Origin of the sequence: Dactylococcopsis salina PCC 8305 (assembly GCF_000317615.1) — a bacterium.
GTDB lineage: Bacteria > Cyanobacteriota > Cyanobacteriia > Cyanobacteriales > Rubidibacteraceae > Halothece > Halothece salina.
In genome coordinates, this window is record NC_019780.1 from 824,306 (window position 1) to 838,651 (window position 14,346).

The 14,346-nt window shown below is 42.5% G+C and carries 15 protein-coding genes and 1 pseudogene; 8 read left to right on the forward strand and 8 right to left on the reverse strand.

All coding sequences use genetic code 11. The features are described 5' to 3' along the window. The first annotated feature begins 56 nt into the window (after nucleotides 1-56). Nucleotides 57-1,430 (forward strand): acetyl-CoA carboxylase biotin carboxylase subunit, encoded by a 1,374-nt coding sequence (gene accC, locus DACSA_RS04250; protein ID WP_015228586.1) that lies wholly within the window; start codon nucleotides 57-59, stop codon nucleotides 1,428-1,430. Here the strand turns inward: accC and DACSA_RS04255 are convergent. The 3 genes from DACSA_RS04255 to DACSA_RS04265 all read right to left on the reverse strand — a co-directional run bounded on the left by DACSA_RS04255 (nucleotide 1,414) and on the right by DACSA_RS04265 (nucleotide 4,422). Then, nucleotides 1,414-2,322 carry an alpha/beta fold hydrolase gene (locus tag DACSA_RS04255; RefSeq protein WP_015228587.1) on the reverse strand — a complete coding sequence of 303 codons (909 nt, stop codon included), beginning with the start codon at nucleotides 2,320-2,322 and terminating at the stop codon, nucleotides 1,414-1,416. The genes accC and DACSA_RS04255 overlap by 17 nt on opposite strands. A 558-nt stretch (nucleotides 2,323-2,880) precedes the next feature. Then, nucleotides 2,881-3,132 carry a hypothetical protein gene (locus tag DACSA_RS20245; protein WP_156800645.1) on the reverse strand — a complete coding sequence of 84 codons (252 nt, stop codon included), beginning with the start codon at nucleotides 3,130-3,132 and terminating at the stop codon, nucleotides 2,881-2,883. A 60-nt stretch (nucleotides 3,133-3,192) separates the two neighbouring features. Further along, nucleotides 3,193-4,422: a methionine gamma-lyase family protein gene (locus DACSA_RS04265; protein WP_015228588.1), complete on the reverse strand. Its 1,230-nt coding sequence runs from the start codon at nucleotides 4,420-4,422 to the stop codon at nucleotides 3,193-3,195. 124 nt (nucleotides 4,423-4,546) lie between these two features. Here DACSA_RS04265 and DACSA_RS04270 point away from each other — a divergent pair, with 124 nt between their 5' ends. From DACSA_RS04270 to dnaB, 6 genes and pseudogenes are all read left to right on the forward strand, one after another. After that, the gene (locus DACSA_RS04270; protein ID WP_015228589.1) at nucleotides 4,547-5,359 is read left to right on the forward strand and encodes an acyl-CoA desaturase; all 813 of its coding nucleotides are present in this window, start codon (nucleotides 4,547-4,549) and stop codon (nucleotides 5,357-5,359) included. A 137-nt stretch (nucleotides 5,360-5,496) separates the two neighbouring features. Next, nucleotides 5,497-5,958 (forward strand): 50S ribosomal protein L9, encoded by a 462-nt coding sequence (rplI, locus tag DACSA_RS04275; RefSeq protein ID WP_015228590.1) that lies wholly within the window; start codon nucleotides 5,497-5,499, stop codon nucleotides 5,956-5,958. A gap of 58 nt (nucleotides 5,959-6,016) precedes the next feature. Beyond that, nucleotides 6,017-6,670 (forward strand): Uma2 family endonuclease, encoded by a 654-nt coding sequence (locus DACSA_RS04280; RefSeq protein WP_015228591.1) that lies wholly within the window; start codon nucleotides 6,017-6,019, stop codon nucleotides 6,668-6,670. A 347-nt stretch (nucleotides 6,671-7,017) separates the two neighbouring features. Further along, the gene (locus DACSA_RS04285) at nucleotides 7,018-7,272 is read left to right on the forward strand and encodes a type II toxin-antitoxin system Phd/YefM family antitoxin (RefSeq protein WP_015228592.1); all 255 of its coding nucleotides are present in this window, start codon (nucleotides 7,018-7,020) and stop codon (nucleotides 7,270-7,272) included. Beyond that, nucleotides 7,269-7,525: pseudogene (locus DACSA_RS22995) on the forward strand (Txe/YoeB family addiction module toxin). The gene DACSA_RS04285 and the pseudogene DACSA_RS22995 overlap by 4 nt, the downstream one beginning before the upstream one ends. Nucleotides 7,526-7,593: 68 nt before the next feature. Continuing rightward, the gene (gene dnaB / locus DACSA_RS04295; RefSeq protein ID WP_015228593.1) at nucleotides 7,594-10,359 is read left to right on the forward strand and encodes a replicative DNA helicase; all 2,766 of its coding nucleotides are present in this window, start codon (nucleotides 7,594-7,596) and stop codon (nucleotides 10,357-10,359) included. Between the two features lie 228 nt (nucleotides 10,360-10,587). Here dnaB and DACSA_RS04300 read toward each other — a convergent pair whose 3' ends face one another. From DACSA_RS04300 to DACSA_RS04320, 5 genes are all read right to left on the reverse strand, one after another. Continuing rightward, the gene (locus DACSA_RS04300; RefSeq protein ID WP_015228594.1) at nucleotides 10,588-11,103 is read right to left on the reverse strand and encodes an FKBP-type peptidyl-prolyl cis-trans isomerase; all 516 of its coding nucleotides are present in this window, start codon (nucleotides 11,101-11,103) and stop codon (nucleotides 10,588-10,590) included. Nucleotides 11,104-11,137: 34 nt separating this feature from the next. Further along, on the reverse strand, nucleotides 11,138-11,461 hold the full coding sequence (locus tag DACSA_RS04305) for a phasin family protein (protein ID WP_015228595.1): 324 nt from the start codon (nucleotides 11,459-11,461) through the stop codon (nucleotides 11,138-11,140). A gap of 36 nt (nucleotides 11,462-11,497) precedes the next feature. Continuing rightward, nucleotides 11,498-12,373 (reverse strand): SDR family oxidoreductase, encoded by an 876-nt coding sequence (locus DACSA_RS04310; protein ID WP_015228596.1) that lies wholly within the window; start codon nucleotides 12,371-12,373, stop codon nucleotides 11,498-11,500. 64 nt (nucleotides 12,374-12,437) lie between these two features. Then, on the reverse strand, nucleotides 12,438-13,220 hold the full coding sequence (gene xth / locus DACSA_RS04315; protein ID WP_015228597.1) for an exodeoxyribonuclease III: 783 nt from the start codon (nucleotides 13,218-13,220) through the stop codon (nucleotides 12,438-12,440). Between the two features lie 14 nt (nucleotides 13,221-13,234). Beyond that, nucleotides 13,235-14,008 (reverse strand): alpha/beta fold hydrolase, encoded by a 774-nt coding sequence (locus DACSA_RS04320; RefSeq protein ID WP_041235315.1) that lies wholly within the window; start codon nucleotides 14,006-14,008, stop codon nucleotides 13,235-13,237. A 98-nt stretch (nucleotides 14,009-14,106) separates the two neighbouring features. Between DACSA_RS04320 and DACSA_RS20250 the strand changes: the two genes are divergently transcribed. After that, nucleotides 14,107-14,259 (forward strand): hypothetical protein, encoded by a 153-nt coding sequence (locus DACSA_RS20250; RefSeq protein ID WP_156800646.1) that lies wholly within the window; start codon nucleotides 14,107-14,109, stop codon nucleotides 14,257-14,259. Nucleotides 14,260-14,346 lie beyond the last annotated feature (87 nt).

The following is a 14,346-nucleotide window of genomic DNA, read 5'->3' on the forward strand; positions in this document are numbered from 1 at the left end:
AGTAACCAAGAACCAATAACCAATGACCAATAACCAATGACTAATGACTAATACAAATGTCCTTCTCAAAAATTTTAATTGCTAATCGTGGGGAAATTGCCCTGCGGATATTACATAGTTGTGAAGAATTGGGGATCGCCACCGTCGCTGTCCACTCTAGCATCGATCGCAACGCCCTCCATGTCCAACTCGCAGACGAAACCGTTTGTATTGGCGAACCTCCTTCCAGCAAAAGTTATCTCAATATTCCCAACCTCATCGCCGCCGCCCTCACTCGCAACGCCACAGCGATTCATCCTGGATATGGCTTCCTAGCAGAAAACGCCAGATTTGCCGAAATCTGTACCGATCATCAGATTCACTTCATCGGACCTACTCCCGACGCGATTCGTGCTATGGGAGACAAATCGACCGCCAAAGAAACCATGCAAAAAGCAGGCGTTCCCGTTGTTCCTGGCAGTGATGGCTTACTCGCTGACGAAACCAGCGCTTATCGCTTTGCGCGAGACATTGGCTTTCCCGTGATGTTAAAAGCCACCGCTGGCGGTGGGGGGCGAGGAATGCGCCTCGTTCATCACGAAGGAGAATTAAGTAAACTTTTCCAAGCTGCCAAAGGCGAGTCAGAAGCAGCGTTTGGTAATAGTGGGGTTTATTTAGAAAAATTTATTGAACGTCCTCGTCATATTGAGTTTCAAATCTTAGCGGATAGTTATGGCAATGTGGTGCATTTAGGCGAAAGAGATTGTTCCATCCAACGTCGCCACCAAAAATTGTTGGAAGAATCACCGAGTCCCGTTTTAACCCCCAACTTACGACAAAAAATGGGGAAAGCCGCCGTGAAAGCCGCGCAGTCGATTAATTATGTTGGCGCGGGAACGGTAGAATTTTTGTTAGATGCTCACGATAATTTCTATTTCATGGAAATGAATACTCGTATCCAAGTTGAGCATCCCGTTACAGAGATGGTAACTGGATTAGATTTAATTGCAGAACAAATTCGCATCGCCCAAGGGGAAAAGTTGAGTTTTCGACAAAAAGATGTCCAAATTCGAGGACACGCCATTGAGTGTCGCATTAATGCAGAAGACCCCGATCATGATTTTCGTCCCCAACCTGGACGCATTAACGGTTATCTTCCCCCAGGGGGACCAGGGGTGAGAATGGACTCTCATGTTTATACGGATTACGAAATTCCCCCTTATTATGATTCTCTCATCGGTAAATTGATTGTTTGGGGACCCACCAGAGAAGCGGCGATTAAACGCATGAAACGAGCCTTAAGACAATGTGCCATTACAGGAGTAAAAACAACGATCGGGTTTCATCAGAAGATTCTAGAAACGCCCGCATTCCTAGCAGGAGATGTTTACACCAATTTTGTCCAACAACATTTGTTCAATAATCAACTTCGCGTCAACATTGGTGACTGATGATCCAATCCTTGATCCCTTCATTCACCTGTTGCGGCACTTCATCATGGGGACAGTGTCCAGCGTTAAGAAAACGTTCCGAAATTTGACTGTAGTATTGATGGAATTTGCTCGATCGAGTTCTGGTATCCATCCAAGGATCACCTTCTCCCCACAGTAACAACAAAGGAACAGTTAACCGTTTTAATAACTCATCGACTTTATCCCCTCTCGGACTCTTGAACACAGAAGCAAACACTTTCGCCGCTCCTCGATCACAAGAAGGACGATAAATATCTTCTACCAACTGGTCAGTTACCGCACTTTGATCCAAATAAACCTGCTTTAGAGTTTTCCGAATCATCGACTTGCGGCGGACATATTGAAACAGCAGAAAACTACTCCAAGGTTGTAAGAGAATTGAACGAACTGTTTTTTGTAATTTCTGTTTTAACGTTAATTGTTCCTGTTTTCCCTCATCTTTTTTCTCTTGATCCGAAAACGGACCCGCACTATTTAATAAAACCACACCTCGCGTTAACTCAGGATGATTTCCTCCCACACACAAACACGCATATCCTCCCAAAGAATTTCCCGCTAAAACCACCGCTTCACCCACGACTTCCTGAATAAATGCAGCCAGTTGCTCTTCCCATACTTTGCCACTATAAACCCAGTCTGGTTTGCTCGATCGTCCAAACCCCAGCAGATCGATCGCATAAACCTTAAAATCCGTTTGTAACGTCGCAATATTTTTTCGCCAATGATCCGTCGAAGCGCCAAAACCATGAATTAACAACAAAGGAGGATAATCACCCTTTTTTTTCCCTGCTTGCACATAATAAATGTTTTGTCCTCGCCATTGCCAATAATCTCCCACCACTGTTGTTGACACTGCTTGATTTACTTCCATCGTTTTCTTAAGTTAAGTTTTTTTAAGCATAATCTAACTTTCAATATAGCAACCTATATGTAGGTTGGGTGAAGCAAAACGAAACCCAACACCAATCAGTGATCAGTAACCAGTAAAAGGTAGGTTGGGTGAAGCAAAACGAAACCCAACACCAATTAGAATCATCAGCCCCCTTACCCCCAATTTTGGGGGAATTATAAGCATTGATCGCCTATGAATCCCCCCAGGGGCGAAATTTTTTGCTATAATAAAAGAAGCTCAGATTTAATTTGAAATCTAGTGAGCAAACATTTGCCCTGCCAAATTTTAGAAAGCTCAAAGTTCGGTGACGCACTCAGGGAAATTTTGCCCAAGTTAGAGCAATCAAGCATCGATCGCCGATGAATCCCCCCCCAACCGCGAAATTTTTTGCTAGAATGAAGGAGGCTCAGGTTTAATTTGAAACCTAGTGAGCAAACATTTATCCTGCCAAGTTTTATTCTAAAATCTGAGCAAAAAAATATAACTCAAGATAGTTCACGAAACCCAACACAAATTAGTCAAACTTTCTCCACTACGTTAGGGCTTACTGAATAAAACTGAAACCTTTACCCAATGAGGCTTTAAGGCTCTTAACCCCTCAAAAAAGTGCAAGGGAGATAAGGGAGACAAGGGAGACAAGGGAGACAAGGGAGACAAGGGAGACAAGGGAGACAATTTTTCTCCCCCATCTTCCCCATCTCCCCATCTCCCCCATCTTCCCCATCTTCCCCATCTTGCCTTTTGCCTCTTGCCTTTTGCCTCTTGCCTCTTGCAACTTGCCTCTTGCAACTTGCCTAAGGCAACTTGCCTTACTTAACCAGCCAATGGACTTTTTCAGCAACCCCTACGTTAGACAACAGAAATCGCGTCAATAATCGCTTCTAGCGCGATCGCGCAGTGTGTCCAATGCGTTCCTCCCTGCATGAACACCAGATAGGGTTCTCGCAATGGACCATCTGCGGATAACTCAGAAGTGCTGCCATCAATAAAAGTTCCCCCAGCCATCACCAACTCACTCTCATAACCAGGCATTTGTGCGGGTACGGGATCAAGATAAGACCCCACAGGAGATTGTTGTTGTAAAGCACGACAAAAGGCGAGGAGTTTCTCTTTACTTCCCAACTTAATCCCTTGAATGACATCACGACGCGGCGTTTTCGGAAGGGGATTAACGGGATATCCTAATTCGTGAAAGACGTAAGAGGCTAAATGCGTTCCTTTAATCGCTTCTCCTACCATTTGTGGCGCGAGGAATAAACCTTGAAATAAGAGACGATTTTGATCAAAGGTTGCACCTCCCTCACTTCCGATGCCAGGGGCGGTGAGACGGCAACAAGCCGCTTCGACAAGCGATTTTCGTCCTGCAAGGTATCCCCCCGCCGTGACGATCGTTCCCCCCGGATTTTTGATCAGAGAACCTGCAATTAAATCAGCCCCCACCGCAGGCGGTTCTTCTGTTTCCACAAATTCCCCATAACAATTATCCACAAAACAAATTGTGTCTGGATTCTGTTTCTTAACCGTTGCCACGATTTCTTTGATGTCCTCGATCGATAAACTTTCGCGCCAACTATAGCCACAAGACCGTTGAATTAACACTAAACGGGTGTTTTTAGTCACTGCTGTCGTTAAACCCTCCCAATCCAGAGTTCCGTTTGCGGTGAGAGGGAGTTCTCGATAATGAATGCCAAACTCTTTTAAAGAACCAGATGCGGATTCCCGTAAACCGATTACTTCTTCTAAAGTGTCGTAAGGTTTTCCCGCCACCGCCAGCATTTCATCTCCTGGACGTAACACCCCGAACAACGCGCAGGCGATCGCATGAGTCCCAGAAACCAATTGTACCCGTACCGCCGCCGCTTCGGTTGCCATAACAGTTGCAAAAACTCGATCGAGCGTTTCTCGTCCTAAATCCCCGTGTCCATAGCCACTCACACTCGAAAAATGATGTACGCCTACCCGTTCTTTTGCAAAGGCTTCTAAAACTTTTTTTACGTTATGCTTAACCTTGGCATCTATTCCAGAAAAAATTGGAAAAAGTGCCGTTTGGGCTCTTTCTAGCAAGAGTTGACTGTTCATATTGTTCAGTTTCTGCGAAGATTCTCTAAATTTTAAGAATTTATTTTGATTTTTGTCTTGAATCTGTATCGCTAAACTCTGCACAATACCATTAAACTGCTCATAAGGAAACGTAAATTAGTTCATGACTGTCGCAACTGAAAAAAAACTACCATTCAATTGGCCGATTTTTGCCTATATCGCAGCGATTCATCTCGTCGCCCTCCTCGCCTTTTTCCCCAACTTCTTCAGTTGGTCTGCGGTGGGAGTGGCTTTAATCATGCACTGGGTAACAGGAGGCTTAGGGGTAACTCTTGGTTTCCATCGCTTACTTAGTCACCGTAGCTTAGAAGTTCCGAAATGGCTAGAGTATTTCCTCGTGTTTTGTGGCACTCTTTCCGCCCAAGGTAGCGTCATTGATTGGGTAGGGTTACACCGAATGCACCATAAATACTCGGATAAAAATCCTGATCCCCATGATTCCAATAAAGGGTTTTTATGGAGTCACATCGGTTGGATGTTACACGAAATTCCCTTAAAAGAAGAGATTCCTAAATATACTAAAGATGTTAGTTCCGACCCCGTTTATCAATTTTTCTCTAAATACTTTATATTGATTCAAGTTGCTTTTGGTCTTTTCCTGTATGCCATTGGCGGCTGGTCTTTTGTGATTTGGGGTGTGTTTGTACGCCTAGCTGTAGTTTTCCACTGTACTTGGTTTGTTAACAGTGCCACTCATAAATTTGGCTACAAAACCTACGAGTCTCAAGATGAGTCTCGGAATTGCTGGTGGGTTGCTCTCTTAACCTATGGTGAAGGCTGGCACAATAATCATCACGCTTATCAATACTCAGCACGTCACGGGTTACAGTGGTGGGAACTTGATATTACTTGGATGATGATTCGCTCCCTAGAAATCCTCGGTTTAGCCAAAAATGTCAAACTGATTAAAGAATAATCCCGAAGCCTCGCTGTCAGAAGCGGGGCTTTTTCAGTTGCTTATTTTGTTGGTATAATGAAAGTTTGCGCCACCTTTTGAGACGATCGTCGGGTGGTCATTATTGTGACTCATTCTAGGGAAATATAGTAGAAATCATGGCGAAACGAGTACAGGTTGTATTGAACAAAGACGTAAAGAAGCTCGGAGAAGCAGACGATTTAGTAGAAGTGGCTCCGGGATACGCTCGTAATTATTTAGTTCCCCAAAGGTTAGCCAAAATGGCAACCCCTGGGATTCTGAAACAGGTTGAACAACGGAAGGAAAAAGAACGTCAGCGTCAATTGGCGATTCTGAAAGCGGCGGAAGATCGGAAAACGGCGTTGGAAACTATTGGTCGCTTTACGATTCGTAAACAAGTCGGTGAAGGAGAAGCAATTTTCGGAACGGTAACGCCCCAAGATGTGGCGGATGTAGTCAAGGAAACCACTGGACAAGAGCTCGATCGACGCGGCATTGTTTTACCAGATGATATTAGTCGTATTGGTTTCTATCAAGCACAAGTGAGGCTTCATCCTGAAGTGACTGCTACTATTGAAATTCAGGTTGCTTCTTTGTAATCTCGCTTTTAATGGTTAAGGTGGCAATGTTCACAGTTTCGATCCTCAGCTAGATCAGGTGGATATTGCCCGCCATACCAGCATTTTTAAGAAACAGGAAAACTTAGTTGTGTTCACCGATTTATTGCATCTTCCGATTGATCGCGATCGCGCTAGTTGTGCGGATCAAATCCTTAACCTTACTGGTATGGCTTGGGAGGATTACGAAAGACTAACTGAGGGAGATTTCGGCTATCGCATTTCTTATTGGCATGGAATCATAAAAATTGTGTCTCCCAGTAGAAACCATGAGAGGATAGCGGAAGTAATCAACGGTTTAATTAAAACTTACTGTCGCCAATTTAATCTCGCTTATTTTCCGATGGGTTCAATGACACTAAAAAATCCTCCTTTAGCTGGGAAAGAACCCGATCATAGTTTTGCTTTTGAAACAGATAAGTCGATTCCTGATCTAGCAGTGGAAGTCATTTATAGCAGTGGTAACGTTGCTGATCTAGAAAAGTATCGAGACTTGGAGGTAAAGGAAGTTTGGTTTTGGCGTGATCATAAAATTACTTTTTATCGTCTGGTTGATGGTAACTATCAAGAGATCGAGGAAAGTGTTTGTTTGCCAAAACTAACGGCTGATTTTTTGATTACCTTTATCAATCGGGGATTGACAGAAACTCCACTGACGATCGAACAAGATTTTTATAATTTCTTAAATGGGTAACTAGGGTTTGCTGAAAAAGTCCTTTAATCATATAATTTAACTGATGTTGGGTTTCGTTTCTCTACACCCAACCTACATTTTTGTCTGATGTTGGGTTTCGTTTCTCTACACCCAACCTACATTTTTGTCTGATGTTGGGTTTCGTTTCTCTACACCCAACCTACATTTTTGTCTGATGTTGGGTTTCGTTTCTCTACACCCAACCTACATTTTTGTCTGATGTTGGGTTTCGTTTCTCTACACCCAACCTACAATCTGATGTTGGGTTTCGTTTCTCTACACCCAACCTACATTGTTTTCTACGATTAGCGATCAATCCCTTCCTCCCCCAAAATATAATTGAGAACATGAAACAATTATCAGTTCAACAAGCAAGAGAGCAACTCTATGAGTTAATCAATGAAGTAACCCAACAGCATCAACTGATTTATATTTCTGGCGATGATAAGAATAATGATGTTGTTTTACTAGCCAAAAAAGACTGGGAAGCCATTCAAGAAACGCTTTATCTTAATCAGATTCCAGGCATGGTGGAATCGATTCACGAAGCCTCGCAAGAAGCAATTGATGAATGTATTTCGGTTGAGGATTTGGAGTGGTGAGTTGGAAGGTTGTCTTATCAAAACAAGCCACCAAAGATGCTAAAAAATTAAAAGCCTGCGATTTGAGTCAAAAAGCAAAAGAACTCATTAACACCTACACAATAACCCTTATCAACCCCCTTATGAAAAGTTAGTTGGTAACTTGCGCGGGTACTATTCTCGATGAATCAATATTCAACATCGCTTAGTGTATGAAGTTTTTGATGATCAGAAAGTGGTTAAAGTTTTGAGAATGTGGTCTCATTATGATTAGTTCAACGCTGGTGATTGCTAAAATAAAGCAGTGAGTCCTGATAAAAAAAACTGAGGCACGAATTTTCTGTGATTAGCGATCAATCCCTTCCTCCCCAAAATATCGAAGCAGAAGAATCAATTTTAGGCGGGATTTTACTTGATCCAGAGGCGATCGCGCGGGTAGCAGAAACTTTAACTCCAGAGGCGTTTTATCTCCAGGCACATCAAACCATCTATCGGGCTGCGATCGCGCTTTATGAACAAAAAAAGCCCACAGACTTGATGACGATCAGCACTTGGCTGGCGGATCAGGAATTACTGGACAAGGTGGGAGGAAAGGCAAAATTAGCACAACTCGCCGATCGCACGGTTTCCGCCGTTAACATTGATGGTTATGCCCAATTAGTTTTAGACAAATATCTCCGTCGCCAACTGATTAACGCAGGACACAAAATTGTTCAACTGGGATTCGACACCACAGAAGGCTTAAACTTAGTTTTAGACCGCGCTGAACAAAGTATCTTCCAGATTACCCAAGATCGTCCACAATCAGGATTAATCCCCCTTTCCGAGACGTTATTGGAAACTTTTGATCAAATCGAAGGGCTTTATTACGAAGATCAACTCCCAGGAATCAATACAGGCTTTTACGATTTAGATAGCATGACCAGTGGCTTACAACCGTCAGATTTACTGATTTTGGCGGGGCGACCTTCAATGGGAAAATGTTTGGGTAAAGGCACGAAGGTTGTCATGTTTGATGGGACACTCAAAGCCGTCGAAAATATTCAAGTCAATGATCAACTGATGGGACCCGACTCAAAACCCCGAAAAGTCTTGTCATTGGCAAGAGGTCGTGAGATGATGTATTGGGTTTGTCAAAAAAGAGGTGTGGATTATCGTGTAAATGAGAGCCACATCTTATCCCTAAAAGCCAGTGGTAGTGAAGGGCGCAGGGTACATGGCGAAGTTGTTAATATCTCAGTCCAAGACTATCTGACTAAAAGCCAAAAATTCCAGCAGCGACATAAGGGCTATAAAGTTGCCATCGACTTTCCCCCTCAAATTGTCCCCATTGATCCCTACCTTTTAGGGCTGTGGCTAGGGGATGGAAAATTGGGCGACAGCAGAATTTTTAACATTGCTGATGAAGTGATAGCTGAACTAGGAGTCATTGCTGTTAGAGAGGGTTATCGCTTGAGTCATCAACCCAATGGCGACAGGTGTGACTCGTGGAATTTGTGTGCTGGAGAGAACCCAGAGGGTTTCAAAATTCAACTGAGACGGGCGCAATTACTTGATCAGAAGTGGATTCCCTTATGTTATTTAGCCAACACCAAAGCAGTCCGCTTAGAGTTACTGGCTGGTTTAATGGACTCCGATGGCTACTACTGTAAGGATATGCAGTGTTTTGAAAATACTCAAAAAAGCAAAAAACTGGCAGAACAGATTAAGTTTCTTGCGGACAGCTTAGGGTTTAGAACCAGCATCATCCGCAAGCAGGGAAGCATTAAAACCAGTAATTTTTGCGGCGAATATTGGCGGGTTAGAGTTTCTGGGAATTTTGAGATCATTCCCACCCGAATTCAGTATAAAAAAGCTCGTAACTATGCTTCGATGCGCGATTGGCAGGTTACAGGAATTACAATTGAACCTGATGGTGTGGATGATTATTATGGTTTTGAACTAGATGGTGACGGATTATTTTTGTTAGAGGATATGACCGTTACCCACAATACGGCGTTTGGTTTGAATATTGCCCGTAATATCGCGGGAAAATATCAGTTACCAGTGGCGTTGTTTAGCTTGGAAATGTCAAAAGAACAACTGAGTCAACGGTTACTGGCGAGTGAAGCGAAAATTGAAAGCAATCGTTTAAGATCAGGGCGTTTAAGTGGTCAAGATTACCAAAAGCTAAGTGATGCGATCGGGACGCTGTCGGCAATTCCCATTTATATTGATGATACCGCTACCTTAACAGTAATGGAGATGCGATCGCAAGCGCGACGATTACAAGCTGAACAAGGACAATTGGGCTTAGTATTACTGGACTACTTACAGTTAATGGAAGGGGGAGGAGATAATCGGGTTCAAGAATTATCTCGCATTACTCGCAGTCTCAAAACCCTTGCTAGGGAAATCAAAGCCCCAGTGATTGCTTTATCGCAGTTGAGTCGGGGAGTAGAACAGCGCACTAATAAACGCCCTATGCTGTCCGATTTGAGAGAAAGCGGTTGTTTGACAGGAGATAGTCTAGTCACGATTGCTGACACGGGAGAAGAAGTTCCGATTAAAGATTTGGTTGGACACTCAGGGTTCAATGTTTTTGCCTTAAATTTAGAAACTTGGAAGCTAGAAAAAGCACCAGTGAGTAAAGTTTTCTCTACTGGAGTCAAGCCAACTCTTGAACTGACCACAGCTTTAGGACGTAAGATTATTGCAACGGGAAACCATAAGTTTCTCACTCTTGATCAGGGTTGGGTACGATTGGATGAACTCAAAGAGGGAGACTATATTGCTAACCCTCAAATTCTTCGACTAGGAACTAGCGATGTGTATTGGGACAAGATCACTTCAATTACGCCTACTGGTGAATCAAGTCCTGTTTACGACTTAACTGTCCCGAAACTACATAATTTTGTCGCTAATAACATTATTGTTCACAACAGCATTGAACAGGATGCGGATTTAGTGCTGATGTTATATCGAGATGCCTATTACAATCCTGACACACCCGATCGCGATCTCGCGGAAGTGATCATCACCAAGCACCGTAACGGACCCACTGGAACAGTAAAACTGCTTTTCAACGCCGAACTAACAGAATTTCGGAATCTGGCGCGAAATGAGTAGGGGTTGCTGAAAAAGTCCATTGGTTGGTTTAGTAAGGCAAGAGGCTTGCATGCAAGAGGCAAGAGGGTTGATTGATCGGTAGGAGTTTAAGTTTTGACGATTGAACAATCAATGAACTTGCATTTCTTAATCGCCTCAAATCCTTATTTGGTAAAACTTTCAGTTTTATTCAGCAAGCCCTGAGTAGAGACATCCTAGAAGAACGCCTCTACAAGGAAATGAGTGATTTTAAGATGAGATTCTCAATAATTCCACATCAAAAATCAGAGTCGCATTGGGAGGGATGACACCACCAGCCCCTCTTTGACCATATCCCAATTCTGGGGGAATAATCAATTGACGACGACCACCAACACGCATCGTAGAAATTCCTTCTTCCCAACCTTTAATCACTTGTCCTTGTCCTAACTTAAAGCTAAAAGGACGATCGCGATCGCGAGAACTATCAAACTTCGTTCCATCGGCGAGACCTCCCGTATAATGTACCACTACAGTTTGTCCAGACTGAGGAACTTCCCCCTCTCCTTCTTCCACTTCCACATAACGCAGTCCAGAGTCAGTGGTTTTCACATCTTCCTTATTGGCGACATCTTCCAAACTCAAAGCAACCAATGTTCCCGATTCAGAAGCAGACAAAGGAGACGCGATCGCGCTACTGGTTTTTCCTTGATCCACCACTTGCGCCACAATCAACACCAAAACGCACACCACTAGAACGCTAAAACTGACCAAAATTTCTCGCATTAAATTTCCTCCTCAATGAGATTACCTTATATAATTAACGCCAAGATCGATTTTCCAACTCCCTGATTTGACGTTCTATGCGATCGATGCGTCCTCTCAACTCATCCAACTCATTTTGACGAGGAACGCCCAAATCTTGCAAAGCATTTCGCATTTGACGTTCCATTTGTTCCTCAAAATTACCCTGTTCCGCTTGAATTTGCTGCATTAAGTCATCCACAAACTCCCGCGCTTGTTCTGGGTTAATTTTACCTTCTTTTACCCACTGTTCACTCACCTCTCTTAATTTCTCCGCAACTAGAGAGGTTGTACCAACACCGACCATTAACAACTGTTTAATCCAGTTATTGCTATCCATTATTTCTATCCCAATTTCCTGATCTGCTTGTTCATTTTAAGTCCCCAAATAGCGAGTGATAAAACTTTCTAGAGACTCCATCTTCATGTTAAACGTGGTTTCCAACTGATTGATCTCGGTTTCCGTACAGAAAAACTCGTTTCCTGAGATTATTCGCAATGTTCCTAAAGACTTTTGTGTTTCTGGATCAATCAACCCAATCCCATCGCGAACACCGTCCAACACAAATAAAGGAACATTGACCACTAGCGGTTCGCGGTTAAAAATACGACCCAATATCTCTGGAATTTCCTCTCGCTTTAAAACTTCCGGACCACCGACGGGAAAGATTTGATTCTTCGCCGCTTCTATTTTTACCGCATCGATCGCAATTTTAGCTAAATCATCAGGGCTAACAATTGAAGTCCGATTTTTGGGATCACCGATAATCAAATAAAATCCTGTATCTCGTAAACGTTCTGCTAGGGGAATCAAATCAGATGCTAACCCCGACGGCTGTAGGATTGTATAATTGAGTCCACTTTTTTGTAAATACTTCTCGACTTCTCGTTTTGCCTTAAAAGTGGGAGAATCTTCATATCCTCGTTGCGCCCCAAGAACAGAAATATAAACAAAATGTTCCACCCCTTGAGCTTTTGCTTGATCAATTAAATCAACATTAGCACGATAATCTAACGCCTGAGCATTTCCCCCTGAACCATGGGCGCTAATCACATATTTAACATCTTGACAGGCTTTAGCGATATCTTTTTCCTCAGTTAATTCACCAATAAAAATATCAGCACCGCGTTGTTCAATTTCGCTATAGTTAGAATCTAAGCGGACAAACCCTCTCGCCGCTTGTTCCTCTTCTCGTAACAAACGAATGATCCGCCGTCCAATTTGTCCAGTTGCGCCAGTTACTAAAAACATATCATTTCCTATAAATCATCACTCGATTCTATTTCTATTATGCAAAGGTTACTTTAACTTTTGATTAAAATTCAACAATGACGGGAGTGTGATCACTGGGTTTTTCTTGTTGACGAGGAATGATATCAATCCAACAGTTGCTTACTTTTTCGTATAATCCCTCCGTGAGAAAGTGGTGATCAATGCGCCAACCTCGGTTTTTAGAAAACGCACGGGTGCGATAATCCCACCAACTATATTGTCCTCCTTCATGGTTTAACTTACGAAACGCATCTTGAAACCCTAATTTTTTAATCGCTTCGATCGCGCTGCGTTCTTGGGGAGAAGCCATGATATGATTGTCTTTACCAGTGGGATCGTAAATATCTCGATCGTCTGGTGCAACATTAAAATCGCCACAAAGACAAATTTCCCTTTCTGTTAACAATTTTTCTAAATACTGATTTAATATCTCAAACCAGCCCATTTTATAATCATATTTTTCACTCCCAACACTGCTTCCGTTGGGAATATAAACATTAACAATACGAACTTGATCAATGACACCACTAATCACTCGTTTCTGTTCGTCATAATTCCCGACAATTTCTTCTCCTAAAACTGGTGTAAAACCGCAATGAAAAGAATCTAAGGGCTGCTTACTAAAAATTGCAACCCCATTATAAGATTTTTGTCCTGAAACATAAACAGAATAACCTAATGATTCAAAAGGAGTTCTGGGAAAATCTCGATCGATCACTTTGGTTTCTTGTAAACAGAGAACATCAACTGGATGCTCATTTAACCAAGCTAAAACTTGTTCTTTCCGAGTCCGAATTGAGTTAACATTCCAAGTGGCAATTTGCATTTTATAAGCGTTATTTAAGGACAGTTTAATGATTTGAGGTTGCTCGATCGAGGGACATTTTTTTTAACGGGTAACGGCTCTAAGTTTTGATAAAAATCTATGATCTGATTTCCCACTAACTGCGGATAGTAATAATGGAAAAAATGATTACCTTGAGAACATTTCCAGACGCGATCGTCCGCTTTCAAATAACGATTCCATCCCGCTAAAGCGCAAGGATCAACAATCACATCATCTTCACTTCCACACACCATTAAAGGTGAAGGAACTGTTTTCGGTTCAATACTACCGCGTTGGAATAAAGAATGAGGAGAAGGCGTTGCTTTTAAATCGCGTTTTAACAGAGAAACTAATCCTTTTGTTCGATCGCGATTTTGACACCCAAATAAAGCTCGTACCATTTGCGCTAAAACAATCTCTTGGCTACAGGGTAACAATTGACGATCAGTATAATAATGAGCGTGCCAGTCGATTAAAGGCTGAACACCCACTCCTAATAGAGTAAGAGATTTTACTCGTTCTGGAAAGCGGTAAGCATAGAGAAGAGCGACAATTCCTCCCGTACTATGTCCACAGAGATGAATCGGATCGGCAGAACTTTTGAGATAATCATGCAATAAAGTCAGGGGAATCTCTAAGCTACAAGGTTCATCTTCAGCTTGTTCATATTCCCATTCTCGGAACGTAAGTTTTCGGGAGACATATTTCAGTAAAGGACGATGAAATCTTTTCAAGGTGGGACTAACGCTGATCCAGAGGGCTTCTTGTGACATGGTAGTGTTTTCCATTATTGCAAATTAAAATCAATAAGGCATCAAATAACACGATAGCAGATTCCTGTTGGGTAAAGACAAGAAATTGTTAAGAGACTGAAAAAGTAGGTTGGGTGGAGTTTACGAAACCCAACACAGAAGTAGGTTGGGTGGAGTTTACGAAACCCAACACCAATATTCGTTATTCGTTATTCGTTATTCGTTATTCGTTATTCGTTATTTGTTCACTGATTACTGGTCACTGGTCACCGGTCACTGATCACTGATTACTGGTCACTGGTCACCGGTCACTGATCACTGTAAAAGGTTGGGTGGAGTTTACGAAACCCAACACCAATATTCGTTATTCGTTA

Bases quoted from the DNA above. Each gene is read 5' to 3' on its own strand.
- accC (WP_015228586.1), top strand. From the start codon at position 57: ATGTCCTTCTCAAAAATTTTAATTGCTAATCGTGGGGAAATTGCCCTG.
- DACSA_RS04255 (WP_015228587.1), bottom strand. From the start codon at position 2,322: ATGGAAGTAAATCAAGCAGTGTCAACAACAGTGGTGGGAGATTATTGG.
- DACSA_RS04265 (WP_015228588.1), bottom strand. From the start codon at position 4,422: ATGAACAGTCAACTCTTGCTAGAAAGAGCCCAAACGGCACTTTTTCCA.
- DACSA_RS04270 (WP_015228589.1), top strand. From the start codon at position 4,547: ATGACTGTCGCAACTGAAAAAAAACTACCATTCAATTGGCCGATTTTT.
- rplI (WP_015228590.1), top strand. From the start codon at position 5,497: ATGGCGAAACGAGTACAGGTTGTATTGAACAAAGACGTAAAGAAGCTC.
- DACSA_RS04285 (WP_015228592.1), top strand. From the start codon at position 7,018: ATGAAACAATTATCAGTTCAACAAGCAAGAGAGCAACTCTATGAGTTA.
- DACSA_RS04300 (WP_015228594.1), bottom strand. From the start codon at position 11,103: ATGCGAGAAATTTTGGTCAGTTTTAGCGTTCTAGTGGTGTGCGTTTTG.
- DACSA_RS04305 (WP_015228595.1), bottom strand. From the start codon at position 11,461: ATGGATAGCAATAACTGGATTAAACAGTTGTTAATGGTCGGTGTTGGT.
- DACSA_RS04310 (WP_015228596.1), bottom strand. From the start codon at position 12,373: ATGTTTTTAGTAACTGGCGCAACTGGACAAATTGGACGGCGGATCATT.
- xth (WP_015228597.1), bottom strand. From the start codon at position 13,220: ATGCAAATTGCCACTTGGAATGTTAACTCAATTCGGACTCGGAAAGAA.
- DACSA_RS04320 (WP_041235315.1), bottom strand. From the start codon at position 14,008: ATGGAAAACACTACCATGTCACAAGAAGCCCTCTGGATCAGCGTTAGT.